This window comes from Burkholderia sp. AU27893 (genome assembly GCF_002223205.1).
Lineage (GTDB): Bacteria > Pseudomonadota > Gammaproteobacteria > Burkholderiales > Burkholderiaceae > Burkholderia.
In genome coordinates, this window is the sequence record NZ_NKFD01000004.1 from 1,315,753 (window position 1) to 1,336,941 (window position 21,189).

At 69.4% G+C, this 21,189-nt stretch carries 18 protein-coding genes; 13 read left to right on the forward strand and 5 right to left on the reverse strand.

The genetic code is table 11. The annotated features are described in order from the left end of the window. Positions 1 to 90: 90 nt before the first annotated feature. Positions 91 to 657: a cysteine dioxygenase gene (locus CFB47_RS25800; RefSeq protein WP_089458099.1), complete on the reverse strand. Its 567-nt coding sequence runs from the start codon at positions 655 to 657 to the stop codon at positions 91 to 93. Between the two features lie 17 nt (positions 658 to 674). Here CFB47_RS25800 and CFB47_RS25805 point away from each other — a divergent pair, with 17 nt between their 5' ends. Next, on the forward strand, positions 675 to 1,649 hold the full coding sequence (locus CFB47_RS25805) for a LysR family transcriptional regulator (protein ID WP_179258982.1): 975 nt from the start codon (positions 675 to 677) through the stop codon (positions 1,647 to 1,649). Positions 1,650 to 1,740: 91 nt separating this feature from the next. Here the strand turns inward: CFB47_RS25805 and CFB47_RS25810 are convergent, their stop codons facing one another. Then, the gene (locus CFB47_RS25810) at positions 1,741 to 3,093 is read right to left on the reverse strand and encodes an acyl-CoA dehydrogenase family protein (protein ID WP_089462721.1); all 1,353 of its coding nucleotides are present in this window, start codon (positions 3,091 to 3,093) and stop codon (positions 1,741 to 1,743) included. A 305-nt stretch (positions 3,094 to 3,398) separates the two neighbouring features. Here CFB47_RS25810 and CFB47_RS25815 point away from each other — a divergent pair, with 305 nt between their 5' ends. The 8 genes from CFB47_RS25815 to CFB47_RS25850 all read left to right on the forward strand — a co-directional run bounded on the left by CFB47_RS25815 (position 3,399) and on the right by CFB47_RS25850 (position 11,543). After that, positions 3,399 to 4,484: an LLM class flavin-dependent oxidoreductase gene (locus CFB47_RS25815; protein ID WP_089442602.1), complete on the forward strand. Its 1,086-nt coding sequence runs from the start codon at positions 3,399 to 3,401 to the stop codon at positions 4,482 to 4,484. Positions 4,485 to 4,517: 33 nt separating this feature from the next. Beyond that, complete coding sequence (locus CFB47_RS25820) at positions 4,518 to 5,357, forward strand: class II aldolase/adducin family protein (RefSeq protein WP_089462722.1); 840 nt, start codon at positions 4,518 to 4,520, stop codon at positions 5,355 to 5,357. 32 nt (positions 5,358 to 5,389) lie between these two features. Further along, a complete protein-coding gene (locus CFB47_RS25825) occupies positions 5,390 to 6,430 on the forward strand; it encodes an ABC transporter substrate-binding protein (RefSeq protein ID WP_089462723.1) in 1,041 nt (346 codons plus the stop codon). Between the two features lie 4 nt (positions 6,431 to 6,434). After that, positions 6,435 to 7,541, forward strand: a complete 1,107-nt coding sequence (locus CFB47_RS25830; protein ID WP_089463552.1) for an ABC transporter permease — start codon at positions 6,435 to 6,437, stop codon at positions 7,539 to 7,541. Further along, positions 7,535 to 8,362 (forward strand): ABC transporter ATP-binding protein, encoded by an 828-nt coding sequence (locus CFB47_RS25835; protein ID WP_089462724.1) that lies wholly within the window; start codon positions 7,535 to 7,537, stop codon positions 8,360 to 8,362. The genes CFB47_RS25830 and CFB47_RS25835 overlap by 7 nt, the downstream gene beginning before the upstream one ends. Positions 8,363 to 8,412: 50 nt before the next feature. Further along, the gene (locus CFB47_RS25840; protein WP_089462725.1) at positions 8,413 to 9,597 is read left to right on the forward strand and encodes a cytochrome c; all 1,185 of its coding nucleotides are present in this window, start codon (positions 8,413 to 8,415) and stop codon (positions 9,595 to 9,597) included. 37 nt (positions 9,598 to 9,634) lie between these two features. Continuing rightward, positions 9,635 to 10,588 carry an ABC transporter substrate-binding protein gene (locus tag CFB47_RS25845; RefSeq protein WP_089462726.1) on the forward strand — a complete coding sequence of 318 codons (954 nt, stop codon included), beginning with the start codon at positions 9,635 to 9,637 and terminating at the stop codon, positions 10,586 to 10,588. 88 nt (positions 10,589 to 10,676) lie between these two features. Continuing rightward, positions 10,677 to 11,543: an MOSC domain-containing protein gene (locus CFB47_RS25850; RefSeq protein ID WP_089458092.1), complete on the forward strand. Its 867-nt coding sequence runs from the start codon at positions 10,677 to 10,679 to the stop codon at positions 11,541 to 11,543. Positions 11,544 to 11,627: 84 nt separating this feature from the next. Here CFB47_RS25850 and CFB47_RS25855 read toward each other — a convergent pair whose 3' ends face one another. The 3 genes from CFB47_RS25855 to CFB47_RS25865 all read right to left on the reverse strand — a co-directional run bounded on the left by CFB47_RS25855 (position 11,628) and on the right by CFB47_RS25865 (position 15,277). Further along, a complete protein-coding gene (locus CFB47_RS25855; RefSeq protein WP_089462727.1) occupies positions 11,628 to 13,046 on the reverse strand; it encodes a sensor histidine kinase in 1,419 nt (472 codons plus the stop codon). Positions 13,047 to 13,227: 181 nt separating this feature from the next. Further along, positions 13,228 to 13,908, reverse strand: coding sequence for a response regulator (locus CFB47_RS25860; RefSeq protein WP_089458090.1), 681 nt, complete (start codon positions 13,906 to 13,908; stop codon positions 13,228 to 13,230). 130 nt (positions 13,909 to 14,038) lie between these two features. Beyond that, on the reverse strand, positions 14,039 to 15,277 hold the full coding sequence (locus CFB47_RS25865) for a multidrug effflux MFS transporter (RefSeq protein WP_089462728.1): 1,239 nt from the start codon (positions 15,275 to 15,277) through the stop codon (positions 14,039 to 14,041). A 102-nt stretch (positions 15,278 to 15,379) separates the two neighbouring features. Between CFB47_RS25865 and CFB47_RS25870 the strand changes: the two genes are divergently transcribed. The 4 genes from CFB47_RS25870 to CFB47_RS25885 all read left to right on the forward strand — a co-directional run bounded on the left by CFB47_RS25870 (position 15,380) and on the right by CFB47_RS25885 (position 21,142). After that, positions 15,380 to 16,870 carry a PLP-dependent aminotransferase family protein gene (locus CFB47_RS25870; protein ID WP_089462729.1) on the forward strand — a complete coding sequence of 497 codons (1,491 nt, stop codon included), beginning with the start codon at positions 15,380 to 15,382 and terminating at the stop codon, positions 16,868 to 16,870. Positions 16,871 to 17,088: 218 nt separating this feature from the next. Further along, the gene (locus CFB47_RS25875; RefSeq protein ID WP_089462730.1) at positions 17,089 to 18,189 is read left to right on the forward strand and encodes an ABC transporter substrate-binding protein; all 1,101 of its coding nucleotides are present in this window, start codon (positions 17,089 to 17,091) and stop codon (positions 18,187 to 18,189) included. A 120-nt stretch (positions 18,190 to 18,309) separates the two neighbouring features. Beyond that, the gene (locus CFB47_RS25880; protein WP_089462731.1) at positions 18,310 to 20,082 is read left to right on the forward strand and encodes an iron ABC transporter permease; all 1,773 of its coding nucleotides are present in this window, start codon (positions 18,310 to 18,312) and stop codon (positions 20,080 to 20,082) included. Then, entirely contained in the window at positions 20,075 to 21,142 is a 1,068-nt protein-coding gene (locus CFB47_RS25885) for an ABC transporter ATP-binding protein (protein WP_089458085.1), read from the forward strand. Before CFB47_RS25880 ends, CFB47_RS25885 begins: the two co-directional genes overlap by 8 nt. The last annotated feature ends 47 nt before the right edge of the window (positions 21,143 to 21,189 follow it).

A 21,189-nucleotide genomic window follows, 5' to 3' on the forward strand; every position in this document is an offset into this window, starting at 1 on the left:
TGAAGTCGGGGACGAAAGCGGAACGGTTGAATCTCGGGCCGGCCGGCGCGTGCCGGCAACCGGCCGCGCGTGCGGGCGTTGCATCAGGCATCAGGCGTTCGAATAACCCGACACGAACGGCTTCACGGTACCGTCGTCCAGGAACACCGCGCGCTCGACCTTGCCGATGTTCGCGCCGTACACGTGGATGCTGATCGATACCTGATCGTCGAACGCGTTGGTCACGCGATGGACGTCGCCGATGCGCGGCGACACGGCCTCGATTTCGCCCGGCTGCAGCCGCACGGCGTCGCCCGCCGGCACCGGCTTGCCCGCCGCGTCGAACCGGTACGGCTGCGAGAACTCGCCGCCGCGCAGCATCCCGATCAGCCCCCACACCGTGTGGTTGTGGATCGGCGTCGTCTGGCCGGGCCCCCACACGAAGCTGACGACCGAGAACCGCTCGTCCGGGTCGAGATGCAGCAGGTACTGCCGATAGCGCGCGGGGTCGGGCTGCGCGAATGCGTCGGGCAACCAGTCGTCGTGTTCGACGAGCGCGGCGAGCAGCGCACCGCCCTCGTCGAGGATGCGCGCCTCGTTCGCGCCGGACGCGAGCAGTGCGCCCAGACCGTCGACGAACGGCCGCAGCGGCGTCTGATGCAACGAAAGCGTACTCATCGGCTGACTCCTCGAATATGATGCCGAATATGATGGATCGTCATGATGCACCTGAAAGACCATGCAGAACAAACATGAAAATTAGCGATATCGACGCTTTTGCAGCGGTCGTCCGCTGCCAGACCCTGAGCCAGGCCGCGGCCGAGCTCGGGATGACGCAGCCCGCGATCACGCGGCGCGTCCAGAATCTCGAGGAAGCGCTCGGCGTGACCCTGCTCGATCGCAACACCAAGCCGCCGCGCCCGACCGACATCGGCCGGCGAGTGTTCGAGCAGTGTCGCGCGATCCTGCGCGAAGTCGATGCGCTGCGCGAGCTGACGGCCGGCGAGCAGCCGCCTGCCGGCGAATTCCGGATCGGCCTCACGCAGGGCCTCGGCGAGCTGATGCTGCCCGCGCTGATCGCCGAACTCGCCGCGCAATGGCCCGCGCTCGCGACGCAGGTCACGACCGCCTGGGGCGGCATGCTCGTCGAGCGCGTCGCCCGGCGCGAACTCGATGCGGCGCTGGTGTTCCTCGCGCGCGAAATGGTGCTGCCGGCGCAGGTCGAAGGCGAACGGCTGCTGGCTACGCGGCTCGTCGCGGTCGGCCGCAAGGGTGACTGGCCGCGCCGCAGCTACCGGCTCGCCGATTGCCACGCGCGTGGCTGGGTGCTCAACCCGGACGGCTGCGGTTTTCGCGCGGGCTTGCGGCGCGCGCTCGACGCGCAGCGCCTGCCGATGCCGGTCACGCTCGACACCTACGGCCGCGACCTGCAGCTGCAGAGCGTCGCGAACGGCTTCGGCATCGGGCTGATGCCGCTGCCGCTCGTCGAAGGCAGCCCACTGCGCGATGCGCTCGACATCGTGCCGCTCGCCGATTTCAAGCCGCAGATCGACCTGTGGCTGCTGCGCCGGCACGATGCGGCCCGCTTCGACGCGCCGCTTGCCGCCGTTGCCGAGCATGCGCGCACCGCGTTCGCGTTGCCGGAGCAGGCGCACGGCAAGGCGGCCTGACCGGACCACCGGGCGGCGTCGGAATCGTCGGAATCGTCGGAATCGTCGGAACCGCGCCGCCCGATTGGCGACCGCGCCCGCCCGGCTCCCGTCACGCATCGTTGCGGCCGCGTTCGGTCTCGTTGACCGACGCCCCGCGCGTCTCCGTCTCGCCGTTCGCTGCGCGCTTCGTCTCGCTGCGGCTCGCCGCTTCGAGCGCCGCACGCCCTGCCGCCACCGCGATTGCATCGTCCTGCGGCGTGTGCACGCGGCTGCACAGCACGTCGCGATAGTGGCGTTCGAGCGGATTGGCGCGGCTCAGCCCGTGATTGCCCGACAGCTTCAACGCCTGCTCGACCACGCGGATCGCATGCTCGGTCACGGTCCGCTTGACGAGGCCGCTCGTCGTGACCGTCGGTGCGTGGCCCGCGTCGGTGCGCGCGACGTGATCGTCGAGCAGCACACGGTTCGCATGCAGCCAGCCCTCGATTTCGCCGACCGCTTCCTGCACGCGCGGCAGCGTCGCCAGCGGCGCGCCCAGCCCGCTCGGCGCACGCGTCGTCGCGAACCCGACCAGCCAGTCGCGTGACGCACGCGCCACCGCGTCGTACAGGCTGCCGAGCAGCGCGACCATCCACGCCTGCTGGTCGGCCTGCGCGTCGGCATCCGCATGGGTCGCCGCCGACACGGCCCATGCGTCCGGTGCGCGTACGTCGACCGCGTGATCGGCCGGCAGCCGCACGTCGTCGAACACGACCTCATGGCTGCCTGACGCACGCAGGCCGAGGTGATTCCAGCTTTCGATCACGCGGATGCGATCGCCGTCCGCGTCGCGGTCGCGCGGCACGAGAAACACGCCGACTCGCGGCACCGGCTCGTCGGTGCGCGCCCACACGGCCAGCCAGCGCAGCGCCGGAATCCCGGTGCTGTACAGCTTGTGGCCGGACAACCGCCAGCCGTCGCCGTCACGCCGTGCAATGGTTTCCGGCAGGCCGCCGCGCGACGGCGAACCGAGCGCGGGCTCGACGCGCAGCGCGTTGATCAGCGCTCCTTCGGTGACCGCGCTGTCGAATACCGCCCGCCGAACCTGCGCCGGCCAGCGGTTGTCGGCGCGGCCGAGCGCGCGATGCTGCAGGTACGTCATCGTCAGCACCAGCGCGGTCGCCGGGTCGGCGCTCGCGACGGCGGCCACGATCCGGCTCGCCTGCGCGAGCGTCGCACCGGCGCCGCCATGCTCGCGCGGCACGACCTGGGCGATCAGCCCCGCGCGATGCAGCCGCGCGAAGTTCTCGTGCGGAAAGCGGCCGTCAGCGTCGTTGCGGGCCGCGTCGGCGGCCAGCTCCGGCGCGAGGCGGTCGAGCAGCGCGGCGACGCGTGCGTCGTCGGCGTCGGCATCGTCGGTGGACAGGAGGCGCAGCGAACGCGGCTGCGGCGCTGGCGAGGAAGCGGCAAGGCTGGCGGACATCGAGACGGATTCCCTGGGCAATACGCAAAGTAATACGGCATGCGGCAATCGCGGCAATCGATCGCCACGCGGCGCGGTTTCTCATGAAGTCGGCGATCCGTCACGCGCGGCGCCGGATTCGCTGGCGCCCGCGCGCCCGATCTTTCGTGAGCCCACAGCGTATGCGCAGCGCACCTTCGCCCAAACCATGCAAATCTGATATTCAATTCGGGATTGATTATTTCCGTTTCGCATGATCCCGGCGTTAACCTGCGCTCCATTCCTGCCCGGCCGCGCGCCGGGACGTCCCTGCACCGGAGACCCAGATGAGCGTCGAATTCATCGGCATGATCCAGAGCCAGAAGCAGTCGGAAATCCATCCGGCGTCCGGCCCCGTCGTCGATCCCGATTACGTGCGCGACTTCGCACGCGCCCATGAGACGGCCGGCTTCGACCGGATCCTCGTGCCGCACCACTCGACCGGCCCGTCGGCGACGCTGACGATCGCGTTCGCCGCGGCCGCGACCGAGCGCATTCACTTCATGCTCGCGCATCGCCCGGGTTTCACCGCGCCGACGCTCGCCGCGCGGCAGATTGCGACGCTCGACCAGTTCAGCCGCGGCCGGCTCGCCGTGCACTTCATCTCCGGCGGCTCGGACAGCGAACAGCAGCGCGACGGCGACTTCCTCGACCACGACGCGCGCTATGCGCGCACCGACGAATACCTCGGCATCCTCCGACGAATCTGGACCGAAGCGCAGCCGTTCGATCACGACGGTGCGCACTACCGGTTCAAACAGGGCTTTTCGGAAGTGAAACCGTTCCAGCAGCCGCATGTGCCGATCTATTTCGGCGGCGCATCGGAAGCGGCGCTCGAAGTGGCCGGCAAGCACGCGGACGTCTACGCGCTGTGGGGCGAATCGCTCGACCAGGTGCGCGACCTGACCACGCGCGTGCGCGCCGAAGCCGCGAAGCATGGCCGCCAGGTGCGCTTCTCCGTGTCGTTCCGCCCGATCCTCGCCGCGACCGAAGACGAAGCATGGGCGCGCGCGCATCGCATCCTCGACGAAACGCGCCGGTTGCGCGAAGCGGCCGGCCTCGGCGCCGGCGGCCCGCAGCAGAGCGAAGGCGCGCGCCGCCTGCTCGCAGCGGCCGAACGCGGCTCGCGCGTCGACAAGCGGCTGTGGACCGAGATCGCGAAGCTCACCGGCGCACGCTCGAATTCGACGGCACTCGTCGGCACGCCCGAACAGGTCGCCGACGCGCTGCTCGACTACTACGACCTCGGCGTCACGACGTTCCTGATCCGCGGCTTCGATCCGCTGGAAGACGCGATCGACTACGGCCGCGAACTGATTCCGCGCGTGCGCAGCGCCGTCGCCGCCCGCGACGCGGCACGCCGCGCGGCCTGAGCCCAACGGAGCCTACTGGAGCCATCCGCCATCATGTCCGCCGTCCTTGCCTCGCCTATCCGTACGACATCGGGTCTCGAACTCGCCGAAGCGCCACGCCAGCATTTCTGGTTCGATCCGCCGGCACCGCGCATCGACATCGCCGCCGAGCGCCGTCACCGTCAGGAACGGCTCGCAGGCGCATTCCGCCTGTTCGCCCGCTTCGGCTTCTCACAGGGGCTCGCCGGCCACATCACCGCACGCGACCCCGAACTGCCCGACCACTTCTGGGTGAACCCGCTCGGCGTGCATTTCTCGCAGATCAAGGTGTCCGACCTGCTGCTCGTCAACGCGCGCGGCGAAACCGCGATCGGCACGCGGCCGCTGAACAAGGCCGCGTTCGCGATCCATGCGGCGATCCACGAAGCGCATCCGCACATCGTCGCCGCCGCGCACACGCACTCGACGTACGGCAAGGCGTGGTCGACACTCGGCCGCCTGCTCGATCCGCTCACGCAGGATGCCTGCGTGTTCTACGAAGACCACGCGCTGTTCGACGACTTCACGGGGATGGTCGTCGACACGAGCGAAGGCGCACGGATCGCGGCGGCGCTCGCGAAGCCGGACGGCACCACGCACAAGGGCGCGATCCTGAAGAACCACGGGATCCTGAGCGCCGGCCCGACGGTCGAGGCTGCCGCGTGGTGGTACATCGCGCTCGACAACGCCGCGCACACGCAGTTGCTGGCCGAGGCGGCCGGCACGCCGCAACCGATCGATCATGCGACCGCGCGCCACACGCACGGCCAGATCGGCGGCCCCGACGGCGCGCTGCACGCATTCGACAGCCTGTTCGCGCGCGTCGTCGCCGACGAACCCGACCTGCTCGACTGAGCGCCTTTCCGCACGACCGGAGACCAGACCACATGACCCGAACCACCGCACCCGCACCCGTGCACGCCGACGCGCACGACGACAAGCGCCGCAAGCTGTTGCGCGCGGCCGGCGCCGTCGCGCTCGCTGCGCCCGCGATCACGCTGGGCCGCAAGGCCTGGTCCGCGCCGCCGCTGAAGAAGCTCACGTTCGCGTGGAACCAGAACGCGTTCTGCCTGACGCCGATCGTCGTCGCGCAGGAGCGCGGCTTCTTCGAGAAGAACGGCCTGAAGGTCGATCTGATCAACTACAGCGGCTCGACCGACCAGCTGCTCGAATCGATCGCGACCGGCAAGGCCGATGCGGCGGTCGGGATGATCCACCGCTGGCTGAAGCCGCTCGAAGCCGGTTTCGACGTGAAGATCATCGGCAGCTCGCATGGCGGCTGCGTGCGGCTCGTCGGCGCGAAGGCGGCCGGCGTGACGACGCTGCAGGCGCTGAAGGGCAAGACGGTCGGCGTCAGCGATCTGGCCGCGCCCGGCAAGCATTTCTTCTCGATCCTGCTCGCGAAGAACGGCATCGATCCCGAGCGCGACATCACGTGGCGGCAGTATCCGGCCGACCTGCTCGGCGTGGCGGTCGACAAGGGCGAGATCCACGCGATCGCCGACGGCGACCCGAACCTCTATCTGCTCGAGAAGCGCAGCAACGGTGCGTACACCGAACTGGCGACGAACCTGTCCGGCGAATACGCGCGCAAGGTGTGCTGCGTGATCGGCGCGCGCGGCGACCTCGTGCGCAACGACCGGCCGTCGGCCGCCGCACTCGCGCGCTCGATCGTGCAGGCCACCGAATTCACGCACGACAACCCGAACGAAGCCGCGAAGGTGTTCGCGAAGTATTCGCCGAAGATCAACCCCGATGACCTGCGCAAGCTCTACGCGACGCTCACCTACAATCACCACCCGACCAACGTCGACCTGCAGCAGGAAATCGCGTTCTACGCGGACGACTTCCGCCGCATCAGCGTGCTGAAGAAGAGCACCGACCCGCAGCGCTTCGCGCAGCAGGTCTATGCGAACGTGCTGGGGTGACGCGATGTCGACGATCGAACACGCGCCCGCCGCACGCACCGCGTCCGCCGCTTCCGGCGGCAGTGCCGCCGCATCCGCGCCCGCACCCGCGTCCGGCGTCGCGTGCATCGCCTGCGAAGCCACGTTGGCCGCCGAAGCCCGCCGCGCGCGTACCTGGCCGACCGGCATCGCCGCCGCGCTCGCATGGGGCGTGCTCGGCGCCCTCACGCAACTGTGGCCGAACCGCGTCGTCGGTTTCAGCGACTGGGCGTACACCGGCGAATTCGCCGTCGGCGCGTGGACGATCGCCGCGTTGTTGCTCGTCGCCGCGACGCTCGGCCATCTCGTTCCCGCGTCGCGTGCGCGGCTCGCGCGCGTGCGCCCGGCCGGCCCGTGGCTCGTCGCGCTGCCGCTCGTGCTCGCCGCGTGGGAAATCGTCACCGCGAAAACCGGCTGGCTGCCCACGCCGTTCTTCGCGCCGCCGCAGGCGCTGATCGAGGTCTACGTCGACGACTGGCCGCGCCTGCTGGGCAGCGCCGTCAACACGCTGAAGCTGCTCGCGCTCGGCTTTGCGTACGGCGTCGCGGTGGGCTTTGCCGTAGGCGTGTCGATCGGCTGGTCGCGCCGGATCGGCTACTGGGTGCATCCGGTGCTGCGCGTGCTCGGCCCGGTACCGGCCACCGCGCTGCTGCCGCTCACGTTCTACTTCTTCCCGTCGAGCTATTCGGCGGCCGCGTTCCTGATCGCGCTCGCAACCGGCTTCCCGGTCGCGGTGCTCACGTGGTCGGGCGTCGCGAGCGTCAACAAGCAGTATTACGACGTCGCGCGCACGCTCGGCGCGAACGCGCGCTTCCTCGTGCTGCGCGTCGCGATTCCGGCCGCGCTGCCGCATGTGTTCGTCGGTATCTTCATGGGGCTGAGCGCGTCGTTCACGGTACTGGTCGTCGCCGAGATGATGGGCGTCAAGTCGGGGCTCGGCTGGTATCTGAGCTGGGCGCAGGGCTGGGCATCGTACGTGAACATGTATGCGGCGCTGATCGTGATGGCGCTGCTGTTTTCCGGGCTGATCGCGCTGCTGTTCGCGGTGCGCGACCGCGTGCTCGCCTGGCAGAAAGGAACCGTCAAATGGTGAGCGCCGCCGTACTCGAATCGTCCGTTGCATCGTCCGCTGCCGCTGCGCCCATAGTCACGGCGCCGCGCGGCGCGCGCATCGACATCCGCCGCGTGAGCCATGCGTTCGACGGCCCCGGCGGCGCGCTGCCGGTGCTCGACGACGTCACGCTGTCGGTCGCAGCGGGCGAATTCGTCGCGCTGCTCGGCCCGAGCGGTTGCGGGAAGTCGACGCTGCTGCGCCTCGTCGCGGGCCTCGACGCCGCGCGGCAAGGCACGATCGCGCAGGACGGCGTGCCGATCGAGCACCCCGATCCGTCGCGCATCGTCGTGTTCCAGGACCCGACGCTGTACCCGTGGCGACGCGTGCGTGCGAACGTCGCGCTCGGCCTCGAGGCGCGCGGCGTGGCGCGCACCGCGCAGCATCGCGTCGACGATGCGCTCGCGCGCGTCGGGCTGCAGGAATTCTCGAACGTATTTCCGCATCAGTTGTCCGGCGGGATGGCGCAGCGGGTCGCGCTGGCACGCGCGCTCGTCAACGATCCGCGCCTGCTGATTCTCGACGAGCCGCTCGGCAAGCTCGATTCGCTCACGCGGCTCACGATGCAGGCCGAGCTCACCGCGCTGTGGCAACGCGACGGCTTCTCCGCGCTGCTCGTCACGCACGATGTCGAGGAAGCGCTGTTCCTCGCGCAGCGCGTGATCGTGTTCGGGCCGCGCCCCGCACGGATCGTCGCCGAGTTGCACGTCGACCTGCCCTACCCGCGCCATCGCGGCGACGCGCGCCTCGCCGAACTGCGCCACGAAGCGCTGCGGCACCTCGGGCTCGATGCGAGCTGGTAGATGCACGGCGCCGTTCGACGAAGGGTTGCCGCGCGGCGCGGCCGTCGCCGATGAACGCGCCGACGTTCGCCGACTGGGCGCTCCTGTTTCTGCAAGGCCTGTATCGCGCGCAAATCGCGCTGGCGCGCGTGCTGCATGCGCTCGGGCTGACGGGCGATGCCGATGGTCAAGCCGCGTGGCCCTGGGGCCATCGCATCGCGCTCGAAACGCTGCGCATCGACGCGGGACTCACGCGGCAACTCGCATTCGCCATGGCGGTGACGGCGCTGGCGGTCGTGCTCGCGGGCATCGCACTTGTGTCGCGCAAATGGCGTGTCGCGTCCGCGCTCGCCGCGCTGGCGGTTGCGTGGTTCGCGCCGTGGCCGCCGTCTTCGCTGTGGCTCTCGCCCGCCGTGCCGACGAGTTTCCAGCGCGATCCCGCGCCGTTTTCGGTATCGAACGTGATGCGCGGCGCGCACCTGTATGCACAACATTGCGCGGCATGCCACGGCACGGACGGACGCGGCGAAGGGCCGCTCGCGGCCACGCTCCCGCACTGGCCGCCGACCTTCGCCGGCGCGCTGCTCGCCCGACGTCTCGACGGCGAGCTGTTCTGGCGCGTGCGCCACGGCACGCGCGACGAACACGGCGCGTCGACGATGCCCGGCTTCGCCGCGACGCTCGGCCCCGAGGACACCTGGGCCGTGCTCGACTACCTGAAAGCGCTCGCCGCGGGCAGCGGCGCGCAGGCGGAAGGCGCATGGCCCGTGCCGGTCCCGCTGCCGGCGCTCGACGTGCGCTGCGGCGCCGCCGCGCCCCAGCCGCTCGAGCGCTGGCGCGACGGCCAGCGTGTGCGCGTCGTCGCGCTCGCGCCGGGCGCGACACCGCCGCCGGAAGACGCGCGCTGGCAAACGTTGCTCGTCACGGCACGCGGCGCGCCCGTGGCGCAGGCAACCGGCGCCGCGCGAGCCGATTGCGTCGCCTCCACGCCCGATGCGTGGCGCGCTTTCGCAACGATCGCCGGCGTGGCGCCCGACGCACTCGCCGGCACGCAACTGCTCGCCGATCGGCGCGGCTGGCTGCGGGCACGCGCGTTGCCGGGCCGTGCCGGCTGGTCGGATGCCGACCTGCTGTGCCGCTCGGACGCCAGCGCACGACCGGCGGTAGCGGCAACGACCGGCGATCCGCTGACCGCGCTGCTGCTGCGCGTCGACACCGAACCCGTGCGCGATGTGCAGGCCGGGCTCCCGCATTGACTGAATCCCCGAACTTCTTTTCCAACCGAGCTTCACGATGAATCCGACCCGACGCCATTTCCTCGCGCAAGCGAGCGCTCTCGCCACGATCGCCGCGGCCCCGGCCGCCCTGCACGCGCAATCGGGCACGCGGCCGCTGCTGCGCGCCGGCGACCAGAAAGGCGGGCTGCGCGCGCTGCTCGAAGCGGCCGGCGAGCTGAACGGCCTTGCGTACGACATCGCGTGGACCGAGTTCCCGGCCGCCGCGCCGCTCGCCGAAGCGCTGAATGCAGCCGCCGTCGACTGCGGCCCGATCGGCGATGCGCCGGTGATCTTCGCGCTCGCATCGGGCGCACGCATCAAGGTGATCGGCGCGAACCGTTCCGACCCGTACGGCACGGCGGTGCTCGTGCATCCCGATGCGGCGCTGAAAGGCGCGGCCGACCTGAAGGGCAAGCGCATCGGCACCACGCGCGGCTCGATCGGCCATTTCGTCACGCTGAAGGCGCTCGATGCAGCCGGGCTGCCGCCCGACGCCGTGTCGTTTCGCTTCCTGCCGCCGGCCGACACGATGCTGGCGCTCGCAACCGGTTCGATCGACGCGTGGGCGACCTGGGAGCCCTATACCGCGCTCGCTGAAACGAGCGGCCGCGCGCGCGTGCTCGTCAATGGCCGCGGGCTGTGGTCGGGCCTCAGCTACCTCGCGGCAACCGACGCGGCGATCGCGTCGAAGCGCGACGTGCTGCACGATTTCCTGCGGCGCGTCGTACGCGCGCAGACCTGGTCGTACCGCCACGTCGATGCATATTCCGCCGCACTCGCGCGCATCATCGGCATTCCGCCGGCGGCCGCGAAGCTGCAGTTCGAGCGCCGCAACACGCGCTGGCTGCCGATCGACGCGACGGTCATCGCGGAACAACAACGCACCGCCGACTTCTATCTGAAAGCGGGACTGCTGCGCCAGCCGCTCGACGTGCGCACGACGTTCGACTCCGGCTTCCCGCTCGCATGACCGGCTGCGCGACGGCGCGCAGCCGTCCAAACGGCTTCGGCACGATCTGGCACAATCGCACTCTCGCCATTCGCCTCCAGCCAGCGTCATGCCAGCCATCGCCGAACTCTTCGTCTACCCGATCAAATCCTGCGCCGGCATCGCGTTGTCGCGCGCGCAACTGCTCGAAACGGGCCTCGCGTACGACCGCCACTGGCTGATCACCGACCCGGCCGGGCAGATGATCACGCAGCGCACGCACCCGCGCCTCGCGCTGATCCGCACGGCGCTCGACAGCGATGCCCTCGTGCTGAACGCACCGGGCATGCGCGAGATCCGCACGCCGCTCGACGGCGACGTATCGCCCGCCACGCCGAAAATGGCCGCGACCGTGTGGCGCGACACCGTCGACGCGATCGACACGGGTGCCGAAACGGCCGCCTGGCTCACCGAATTCCTCGGCACGCCCACGAAGCTCGCGCGCTTCGCGCCCGACGCGCGCCGCGGCTGCAACCGCAAATGGACCGGCGAGATCGATACGCACACGCAGTTCGCGGACGGCTACCCGCTGCTCGTGATCGGCCAGTCATCGCTCGACGACCTGAACGCGCGGCTCGCCGCGAAGGGCGCGCCGGCGATCCCGATGAACCGCTTCCGCCCGAATATCGTGGTGTCGGATCTCGACGCGTTCGAAGAGGATTTCGTCGAACACCTCGACACGGAAGGCGCGACGCCCGTGCGGCTGCGCCTCGTGAAGCCGTGCACGCGCTGCCCGATGCCGACGATCGACCAGGCCACCGGCGCGCCCGATCCGGCGTGGCCGCACGAGCCGACCGACACGATGCAGACCTATCGCGCGAACCCGAACTTCAACGGCGAGCTGACGTTCGGCATCAATGCGATCGTCGTCGAGGGCGCGGGCGCGTGGCTCGAAATCGGCCAGTCGCTGGAAGCGGAGATCGGGTTCGGCGATTGAGCCGGGCGCGCGGAGCCGCTCGCCCCTTTTCACTGCCGGGAAGCCGCGGCTCACAGCCACCGCTTCCCGCCTCCCTGCTCGCCATCACGCAGCGCGCGGCGCGGCGTCGTTCGCCGCCGGCAACCAGATCGTCACGACCAGCCCGCCCCCAGCCGCATCCGCCAGCGTCACGCTGCCCTGATGCACGCGTGCGATCTCGCGCACGATCGACAGCCCGAGCCCCGTCCCTTCGACCGTCTGCGTCTTGCTGCCGCGATGGAAGCGCTCGAACACCGCGTCGCGCTCGTCCGCCGGAATGCCCGGCCCGTTGTCGATGACGTCGAGTCGCGCGTGCTCGCCATCGCGCGACACACGCACCGTGATCACTGCGCGATCACCCGCATAACGGATCGCGTTGTCGATCAGGTTGCCGATCATTTCGCCAAGCAGGTCGGACTGCCCGTGCACGTCGAGATCGGCATCGTGCTCGAAGCCGAGATCGATGTCGCGCGCGCGGGCGACCGGCGACCAGTCGAGCGTCACGCTGCGCGCGAGCCGGTGCAACGCGACGTGCTTGTGCGCGACCGCATGGCCGCTGTCCGAATCGAGCCGCGACAGCGACAGCAGTTGCTGCACGATCTTCGCGGCCTGCCGCACGGCGCCGTTCGCACGCCGCAGGTGCCCGTTCGCGCGCGGCTGCTCGTCGGGCCGCAACGCGAGCTCGACCCCGGCCTGCACGGCCGCGAGCGGCGTCTTCAGTTGATGGGCCGCATCGGCGAAGAAACGGCGCCGCGCGACCTGCATCCGTTGCGTGCGGCCGATGTACTGGTTGATCGACTCGACGAGCGGCGCGAGTTCGCTCGGCACCGCGCCGGTATCGAGCGGCGTCGTATCGTCCTCGCTGCGCGCGGCGACCGTCGCCGACAGCCGGTTCAGCGGCCGCAGCCCGCGCCCGACGCCGAGCCACACGATGCCGAGCGCCAGCACGACGAGCAATCCTTCCTGCAGCAGCGAGCCCACCAGGATCTCGCGCGCGAGCGCCTGGCGCGCCTCGATCGTCTCGCCGACCATCACCCACACGATGCGCGACTGCGCGGTCGGTACGTCGTGCACCGGGATGCGCAGCGCGGCCATTCGCAACTGCTCGCCGCGATAGACGACGTCGTAGTAACGCGTGACGAACAGCGCGCCGTCGCCTGCGTCGCGCCCGTGCGGCAGCGGCAGGTCCGGGTAGCCGGTGATCGTGTGGCCGTTGTCCTCGCGGATCAGGTAGTAGACCTTGCCGCCGTCGCTCGACTCGAGCATTTCGAGCGCGAGATACGGCAGGTCGACCTCGATCTCGCCGTCGTTGAGCCGCACGCCTTCGCGGATCGACTTCAGCGACGACGACAGCGTGCGGTCGAACGCGACGTGCGCGGCGCTCATCGCGCGCTGGTACGTGAGCCACGAGTCGAGCGCGAGCAGCCCGAGCAGCGGCAGCAGCAGCCACAGCGCAACCTGGGTGCGCAGGTTCGTGCGGGTCACGCGGCCCCCTGACAGACAGGGCCGTGGGGCATGGCGGAGCAAGCACCCCGCACCGCTCGGCGCCCGCTCGGTCTGCCGTGAATGGCGTGCGTGTCGTTGGCGGGCCGTGAACGTGTCGATCCGGCGTTGCGCGTCAACGTGCTCATCCGTTCCGCGCAAAGATCGTGAGCGCCGCGGCGGCTCATTCAGCCGTCTCCGCCTTCGCTTCCAGCAGGTAACCGAGCCCCCGCAGCGTGACGATCGCGATGCTCGTGTTCTCGAGCTTCTTGCGCAGCCGGTACACGTAGATCTCGATCGCGTCGGCGTTCACCGATTCGTCGAGCCCGAAGATCTTCTCCGACAGCGTTTCCTTGTTGATCGCGCGGCCGTTGCGCAGGATCAGCACCTCGAGCACCGAGCGCTCGCGCGGCGTGAGCGACAGCGGCTCGCCCGCAAGCTGGAAGCTGCGGTCGATACTGTCGTACGAAAGCGGCCCGCATTCGACCCGCGAATGCTCGTGGCCGAGGCTGCGGCGGATCAGCGCGCGGGCGCGTGCCTCCAGTTCGGTCAGTTCGAACGGCTTCGCCAGATAGTCGTCGGCGCCGAGATCGAGCCCTTTCACGCGATCCTCGACCGAGCCGTGCGCGGTCAGGATCAGCACCGGCACCGGATTGCGGCGCGCGCGCAGCCGCCGCAGCACTTCCAGCCCGTCGAGCTTCGGCAGCCCGAGATCGAGAATCACCAGCGCGTAATCCTGCGTGCGCAGCACGTGGTCGGCCGCCTCGCCGTCCGCCATGTGGTCGACCGCGAAGCGCGCCGCGCTCAGCGCATCGTTCAGCGACTGGGCGAGGTTCGGATTGTCTTCGACGAGCAGCACACGCATGGGGATTCCGTAAGGTCAGCGACAGGCCGCTACATTACATGATCCTTTCCATCGCGACGCCTCGCGGAAACACGGGTTGCGCCGCCCGTGCGGGCGCGCGTCGGCCGGCGCGCCGGCAGTCGCTCAGCGCTCAGCGCTCGGCGGCGGGCCGGCTCCGCGTCGCGAAGCGCGAACCGTCGTCTGCCCGGCGCCGCTCGCGCAGGCCGACCGCCACCGTCAGGAATGCGGCGCTCGCGCCGGCCGTGACGACGATCATCGGGCGCGCGGTGCCGTCCGACAGCCATGCCAGCACGCCGCCGCACGCGGCCGTGATCGCCATCTGGATAAAGAAGAACAGCCCGGACGCCGTCCCGGCGATCGTCGTATACGGCTGCATCACCGCGAACTGGCAGGCCGGAATCGCGATCCCGACGGCGATCATCACGAAGAACATCGGCACGACCAGCGCCGCGACCGCCGTCGGCGCGATCGCACCGCCGATCCACAGCACGGCGACGCTGGCCAGATTGACGCCCGCCGCTGCCGCAATGACCGAATCGGCCTTCCAGCGCGTGCCGGTCCGCGCGAACAGGTTCGAACCGATCAGGTAGCCGAGCACGGTCAGGCCGAAGATCGCCGCATACACCGGGCCCGTTACGCCGCGCTGCCGCTGGAACAGCGTCGACGATTCCGCGATGAACGGGTAGTACGTGCAGTACGCGAAACTGATGGCGAGCGAGTAGCGCAGGAAACTGCGCTCGCGCAGCAGGCCCGCGTACGTCCGCAGAAGCCCCTCGCCCGATGCCGGCCGCGCGTCGCGTTCGCGCGTCTCGGGCAGGTAGCGCAGCACCATCGCCGTTGCGACCAGCCCGCCCGCCGCCAGCAAACCGAACACGCCGCGCCAGCCGAGCCATTCGGCCACCGCGCTGCCGGCCAGCGGCGCAATCACCGGCGACAGCGCCATGCCCGCCGAGATGCGGCCCAGCATCGTGGCCTGCATCGCGGTCGGGAAGCGCTCGCGCACGATCACCCGGCCGATCACCGTTCCGCTGCAGCCGCCCAACGCCTGGAAGATGCGGGCGGCGACGATCGCCGTGATGCTGGTCGACCACGCGCAGGCGACGCTTGCGACCACGTAGAGGCACAAGCCGCCGAGCAGGACAGGACGGCGGCCATAACGGTCGGACAACGGCCCCGACACCAGCATCGACAGCGCGTAGCCGACCATGTACAGGGTCAGCGTGAGCTGCAACTGGGCGTCGGTGCCGTGCAGCGCGTCCGCCATCGCCGGCAGCGACGGCAAGTACGCGTCGATCGTGACTCGCGGCAGGCACACGACGAGCATCAACAGGAACAGCCAACCCCACTGGGGTAATGAACGCGTTTTCATGCGGTGAGCTCGTCTCCGGTTGGATTGATGGGGTCGACAGCAATCTAAGGTCAAAGTGATATAAGCTGAAGGGCCATTAAATCCGTGACTGAATAGACCACTATGCCGCGAGGCAAAGCCGCGATTCCGCTTGATCTGCCTTGCCCAGCCGGGCTGTCCGCGGGCAGTCCGCAGTCGAAGCAGGAGTGCATCGCCGACGCGCTGCGCGACGCGATCCTGAAGCGCCTGCTGCCCGGCGACAGCCCGCTGCCGTCGAGCCGTACGCTCGCCGCGCGCTGGGGCGTCGCCCGGGGGACCGTCGAAGCGGCGTACGACCGGCTGTGCTCCGAGGGCTACATCGCCCGCACGCAAGGGTCGGGGTCGCGGGTATGCGCGGTGGTGCCGGACAGCTATCTGCGCGCGGCCGCGCAATCGCGCGACACCACCGGCCTTCCCCTTTCCGACGCAAGCCCCGCTTCAGTACGCCCGATCGACGACGCCGTGCCGGAACAAGGCGTGCGCCCGGGCGTCCCGTTCGTCGCGCGGCTTGCCGATCCCGGCCTGCTGCCGATGCAGCAATGGAAGAAGGCGCTCGGGGCCAGCCTGCTTGCCGCGACCGCGCACGACCTCGGTGCCACGCCGGCGCAAGGCGTCGAAAGCCTGCGCGACGAAATCGCCGCGTACCTGCGCGAATATCGCGGCATCCCGTGCGACGCCGGCGACATCTTCATCACGACCGGCATCCGCCATTCGATCGATCTCGTCGCGCGCACGCTGCTCGCGCCCGGTTCGACGGTGCTGATGGAAGACCCCGGCTATGCGTCGGCATGGCAGATCTTCACGATCGCGGGCGCGACCGTGATCGACGTTCCGGTCGATCGCGAAGGCATCGACACGGCGTCACTCGAGCGGCATCCCGATGCGCGCGCAGCCTACGTGACGCCTGCCCATCAGGCGCCGCTCGGCGTCACGATGTCGGTGTCGCGCCGGCTCGAACTGCTCGACTGGGCGCAGCGCACCCGCGCGTGGATCATCGAGGACGACTACGACGGCGAATTCAGCTACCAGACCGCCCCACTGCCCGCGCTGAAATCGCTCGACGCGTGCGATCGCGTGATCTACTGCGGCTCGTTCAACAAGACGCTGTTCTCGGGGTTGCGGATCGGCTTCATGGTGGTGCCGGCGGAACTGCGGCCGGCGCTGTCGGCCGTGTGGCATGCGACCGCGCGCTCGGTCGGCGTGGCGCCGCAGCTGGCGCTGGCCCGCTTCATCGCGCACGGCGATTTTGCGAAGCACCTGCGCGCCGCGCGTCACGCGTACCGCCAGCGGCGCGACCTCGTGCTCGACCAGCTGGCGAAACACGCGGGCGGGCGGTACACGGTGTCCGGCGAGCACGCGGGCTTTCATTTCGTGCTCTGGCTGCCGCCCGGGATGGACGACGCGACGTATGTCGCGCAAGCCCAGGCGGACGGCATCGAATTGCAGCCGATCCGCGGATTCTGTCGAAGCGCCCGGTGCGAAGCGGGCGTCGTCGTCGGGTATTCCGCGCTGACGGCCGCGCACGCGCGGCATGGCGGCCGGCTGCTCGGCAAGCTGCTCGCGCAACCGGCCTAGCCGCGCCTGTCATCGTTGCCGCGCCCCGCGGCACCCCGCCGCTCGCCCTCGCCCGACCGTGCCGCGCGCTGCAAAACGCGCGGCCGCCGCCGCTTCGACCTCGGGAAATCCATGACACGATGGACACGATTGCTTACCAAAATGAAAGCGGGCTGAAAGTGCGCCGCAATTAACATCCGCTCCACTCGAACAACACCTAGACGTAACTGGAGGAAGACATGCCGTTTGCACCGAAGCACCTCGCCGCCGCGCTGGCGGTCGTTCTGGGCACTGCCGCCGGCAGCGCCGCCGCGCAGGTTCCGGCCGGGTATCCGGGGAGCTACCAGGGCGTCATCGACGCCGCGAAGAAGGAAGGCAAGCTGATCGTCTACTCGACGACCGACACGGGCCTCGTACGTCCGCTGATCAAGGACTTCGAAAGCCTGTACGGCGTGAAGGTCGAGTACAACGACATGAACAGCACCGAGCTGTACAACCGCTACATCAGCGAGAACGCGGCGAGCAGCACCAGCGCCGACGTGCTGTGGAGCTCGGCGATGGATCTGCAGGTCAAGCTCGTCAACGACGGCCTGATGGCGTCCTACGATTCGCCCGAAAGCGCGAACCTGCCGCAATGGGCGCAGTACCAGAAGCAGGCGTACGGCACGACGTTCGAGCCGCTCGCGATCGTCTACAACAAGCGCCTGATCCCCGAGAACGAAGTGCCGAAGACGCGCGCCGAGCTGATCAAGCTGCTCGCGTCGCAACCGGACAAGTTCAAGGGCAAGCTCACGACGTACGACGTCGAGAAATCCGGCGTCGGCTTCAATGCGCTGACGCAGGACGCGCACCTGAACGAGAAGGTCACGTGGGAACTCGTGAAGGCGATCGGCGCGACCGGCCCGAAGCTGCAGTCGAGCACGGGCGCGATGATGGAGCGCATTTCGTCGGGCGAGAACCTGATCGGCTACAACATCTTCGGATCGTACGCGTACGCGAAGGCAAAGAAGGACAAGTCGATCGGCTACGTGTTTCCGAAGGACTACACGCAGGTCGTGAGCCGCCTCGCCACCATCTCGAAGAAGGCGAAGAATCCGAACGCCGCGAAGCTGTGGGTCGACTACCTGCTGTCGAAACGCGGCCAGACGCTGATCGCGAACCAGGCCAACCTGTACGCGATCCGCACGGACGTGACCGGCGAAACGTCGGCCGCGGGCCTCACGAAGGAACTCGGCGATTCGCTGAAGCCGATCCAGATCGGCACCGGCCTGCTCGTCTATCTGGACCAGTCGAAGCGGCTCGCGTTCCTGAAGCAATGGCAGCAGGCGATCAAGGGCTGATCCGCTGATCCGCTGATCGGCTTCGGCCGGCCAATAGCCGCCCGCCACGTCGCGCGGGCGGCCGCTTCCCCAAACCGACTTCCTAGAGGCGGCCATCCGGATGGCCGCAGGGGCGAACTCATGCTTTCAACCAGCACACGCGGATCGGTGCCTGCCGTTCCGCCCGCCACCGGCCCGCGCGATGCGATCCCCGCGCTACCGGTCAGCAGCCTGCAGCCGCTCGCCGGCATGCTGCGCTGGATCGTCGTCGCGGTACTGACCATCGCGGTCGCGCTGCCGCTCGGCTTCATCCTGTTCCAGAGCCTGCTGTCCGCGCCGTTCTTCGATGCGAACAAGACGCTCGGCATCGAGGGCTTCCGTTTCGTCTTCAGCGATCCCGATTTCTGGTCGGCCGTGAAGAACTCGTTCATCATCGCCGGCGGGATGCTGTTCATCTCGATCCCGCTTGGCGGCATCCTCGCGTTCCTGATGGTGCGCACCGACCTGCCCGGCCGCCGCTGGCTCGAACCGCTGCTGCTCACGCCGGTGTTCGTGTCGCCGATGGTGCTCGCGTTCGGCTATGTGGTCGCCGCCGGCCCGGTCGGCTTCTACTCGGTGTGGTTCAAGGAACTGTTCGGGGTGCAGAGCGTGCCCTGGAACGTGTACTCGGTCTTCGCGATCACGGTGATCGTCGGCCTGACGCACGTGCCGCACGTGTACCTGTACTCGTCGGCCGCGCTGCGCAACCTCGGCTCGGACGTCGAGGAAGCCGCGCGCGTGACGGGCGCCCGCCCGTTCCGCGTCGCGCTCGACGTCAGCCTGCCGATGACGATGCCCGCGCTGCTGTTCGCCGGCGTGCTGGTGTTCTTCCTCGGCTTCGAGGTGTTCGGGCTGCCGCTCGTGCTCGGCGACCCGGAAGGCCACCTCGTGCTCGCGACCTACCTGTACAAGCTGACCAACAAGCTCGGCGTGCCGTCGTATCACCTGATGGCCGCGGTCGCCGTGTGCATCGTCGCGATCACGTTCCCGCTCGTGCTGCTGCAGCGCCGCCTGCTGAAGACCGCGAACCGCTTCGTCACCGTGAAGGGCAAGGCCGGCCGCGCGACCGTGCTGCCGCTCGGCGTCTGGCGCTGGGTCGCGCTCGCGATCGTCGCGCTGTGGCTGATGCTGACCGTGATCGTGCCGATCTCGGGCATCGTGCTGCGCGCGTTCGTGACCAACTGGGGCGAAGGCGTCGCGCTCGCCGAGGTGCTGACGCTGACGAACTTCATCGAACTGTTCGAGCAGGACAACCTGGTGCGCGCGATCATCAATACGCTCGGCATCGGCGTGATCGGCGGCGCGCTCGCGATCGGCTTCTACTCGCTCGTCGCGTTCGCCGGCCACCGCCGCCCCGACTGGGCCACCAAGCTGCTCGACTACCTGGTGCTGCTGCCGCGCGCGGTGCCCGGCCTGCTCGCCGGTCTCGCGTTCCTGTGGATCTTCCTGTTCGTCCCGGGCCTGCGCGAGCTGAAGAACTCGATGTGGAGCATCTGGATCGCGTACACGGTCGTGTGGCTCGCGTACGGGATGCGGCTCATCCAGAGCGCGCTGCTGCAGGTCGGCCCCGAGCTCGAGGAAGCCGGCCGCAGCGTCGGCGCGACGCGCAGCCGCGTGTCGCTCGACGTGACGCTGCCGCTCGCGCGCTTCGGCCTGCTCGCCGCGTGGCTCCTGATCTTCATGATCTTCGAGCGCGAATACTCGACGGCCGTCTACCTGCTGTCGCCCGGCACCGAAGTGATCGGCGCGCTGCTCGTGTCGCTGTGGGCGACCGGCGCCGTCGACCAGGTCGCCGCGCTTTCTGTCATCAACATCGCGATGGTCGGCGCCGGTCTCGGCGTGGCCCTGCGTTTCGGAGTGAAACTTCATGGATAAGCTCATCGTCGACGACCTGCACCTCAGCTACGGCACCAATCCGATCCTCAAGGGCGTGTCGTTCGAACTGAAGGCCGGCGAAGTCGTGTGTCTGCTCGGCGCGTCGGGCAGCGGCAAGACTACGCTGCTGCGCGCGGTGGCCGGCCTCGAACAGCCGTCCGACGGCCGCATCCAGCTCGACGACCGCGTGTTCTTCGACGGCGCGCAGCGCGTCGATCTGCCCGTCGAGCAGCGCTCGCTCGGCCTCGTGTTCCAGTCGTACGCGCTGTGGCCGCACCGCACCGTCGCCGACAACGTCGGCTACGGGCTGAAGCTGCGCCGCGTCGCACCCGCCGAACAGAAGCGCCGCGTGCAGTCCGCACTCGACCAGCTCGGCCTCGGCCATCTCGCGGAACGCTTTCCGCATCAGCTGTCGGGGGGCCAGCAACAGCGCGTCGCGATTGCGCGCGCGCTCGTCTACAACCCGCCGGTGATCCTGCTCGACGAACCGCTGTCGAACCTCGACGCCAAGCTGCGCGAAGAAGCGCGCGCCTGGCTGCGCGAACTGATCGTGTCGCTCGGGCTGTCGGCCCTGTGCGTCACGCACGACCAGACCGAAGCGATGGCGATGTCCGACCGCATCCTGCTGCTGCGCAACGGCCGCATCGAGCAGGAAGGCACGCCGGCCGAACTGTACGGCGCGCCGCGCTCGCTGTATACGGCCGAGTTCATGGGCAGCAACAACCGGATCGATGCGCGCGTCGCGGCCATTGACGGCGAACGCGTGACGCTCGCCGGCGACGGCTGGGAACTGCAGGCGCTCGCCCGCGACACGTTCGCGCCGGGCCAGGACGCGCAGGCCGTGATCCGCCTCGAACGCGTGCAGGTCGCCGACGGCCCGGGCGCGAACCGGCTGCAGGCCGACCTCGTCACGTCGATGTATCTCGGCGACCGCTGGGAATACCTGTTCCATTGCGGCGAGATGCGCCTGCGCGCATTCGGTCACGTGCCGCGTGCAGCGGGCAAGCACTGGATCGAATTCCCGGCCAACGACTGCTGGGCGTTCGCGAAGGCGGGCTGACCCCGTCGCGGCGGCCCGCGCGCCGCCGCGCATGCAGTCGCGCGCAC

What these genes read in the sequence shown, in the direction of transcription:
- CFB47_RS25815 (WP_089442602.1), top strand. Translation starts at nt 3,399, where the DNA reads ATGAGCGTCGAATTCATCGGCATGATCCAGAGCCAGAAGCAGTCGGAA.
- CFB47_RS25840 (WP_089462725.1), top strand. Translation starts at nt 8,413, where the DNA reads ATGAACGCGCCGACGTTCGCCGACTGGGCGCTCCTGTTTCTGCAAGGC.
- CFB47_RS25835 (WP_089462724.1), top strand. Translation starts at nt 7,535, where the DNA reads ATGGTGAGCGCCGCCGTACTCGAATCGTCCGTTGCATCGTCCGCTGCC.
- CFB47_RS25845 (WP_089462726.1), top strand. Translation starts at nt 9,635, where the DNA reads ATGAATCCGACCCGACGCCATTTCCTCGCGCAAGCGAGCGCTCTCGCC.
- CFB47_RS25830 (WP_089463552.1), top strand. Translation starts at nt 6,435, where the DNA reads ATGTCGACGATCGAACACGCGCCCGCCGCACGCACCGCGTCCGCCGCT.
- CFB47_RS25880 (WP_089462731.1), top strand. Translation starts at nt 18,310, where the DNA reads ATGCTTTCAACCAGCACACGCGGATCGGTGCCTGCCGTTCCGCCCGCC.
- CFB47_RS25820 (WP_089462722.1), top strand. Translation starts at nt 4,518, where the DNA reads ATGTCCGCCGTCCTTGCCTCGCCTATCCGTACGACATCGGGTCTCGAA.
- CFB47_RS25800 (WP_089458099.1), bottom strand. Translation starts at nt 657, where the DNA reads ATGAGTACGCTTTCGTTGCATCAGACGCCGCTGCGGCCGTTCGTCGAC.
- CFB47_RS25870 (WP_089462729.1), top strand. Translation starts at nt 15,380, where the DNA reads ATGCCGCGAGGCAAAGCCGCGATTCCGCTTGATCTGCCTTGCCCAGCC.
- CFB47_RS25875 (WP_089462730.1), top strand. Translation starts at nt 17,089, where the DNA reads ATGCCGTTTGCACCGAAGCACCTCGCCGCCGCGCTGGCGGTCGTTCTG.
- CFB47_RS25850 (WP_089458092.1), top strand. Translation starts at nt 10,677, where the DNA reads ATGCCAGCCATCGCCGAACTCTTCGTCTACCCGATCAAATCCTGCGCC.
- CFB47_RS25865 (WP_089462728.1), bottom strand. Translation starts at nt 15,277, where the DNA reads ATGAAAACGCGTTCATTACCCCAGTGGGGTTGGCTGTTCCTGTTGATG.
- CFB47_RS25885 (WP_089458085.1), top strand. Translation starts at nt 20,075, where the DNA reads ATGGATAAGCTCATCGTCGACGACCTGCACCTCAGCTACGGCACCAAT.
- CFB47_RS25860 (WP_089458090.1), bottom strand. Translation starts at nt 13,908, where the DNA reads ATGCGTGTGCTGCTCGTCGAAGACAATCCGAACCTCGCCCAGTCGCTG.
- CFB47_RS25810 (WP_089462721.1), bottom strand. Translation starts at nt 3,093, where the DNA reads ATGTCCGCCAGCCTTGCCGCTTCCTCGCCAGCGCCGCAGCCGCGTTCG.
- CFB47_RS25825 (WP_089462723.1), top strand. Translation starts at nt 5,390, where the DNA reads ATGACCCGAACCACCGCACCCGCACCCGTGCACGCCGACGCGCACGAC.
- CFB47_RS25805 (WP_179258982.1), top strand. Translation starts at nt 675, where the DNA reads ATGATGCCGAATATGATGGATCGTCATGATGCACCTGAAAGACCATGC.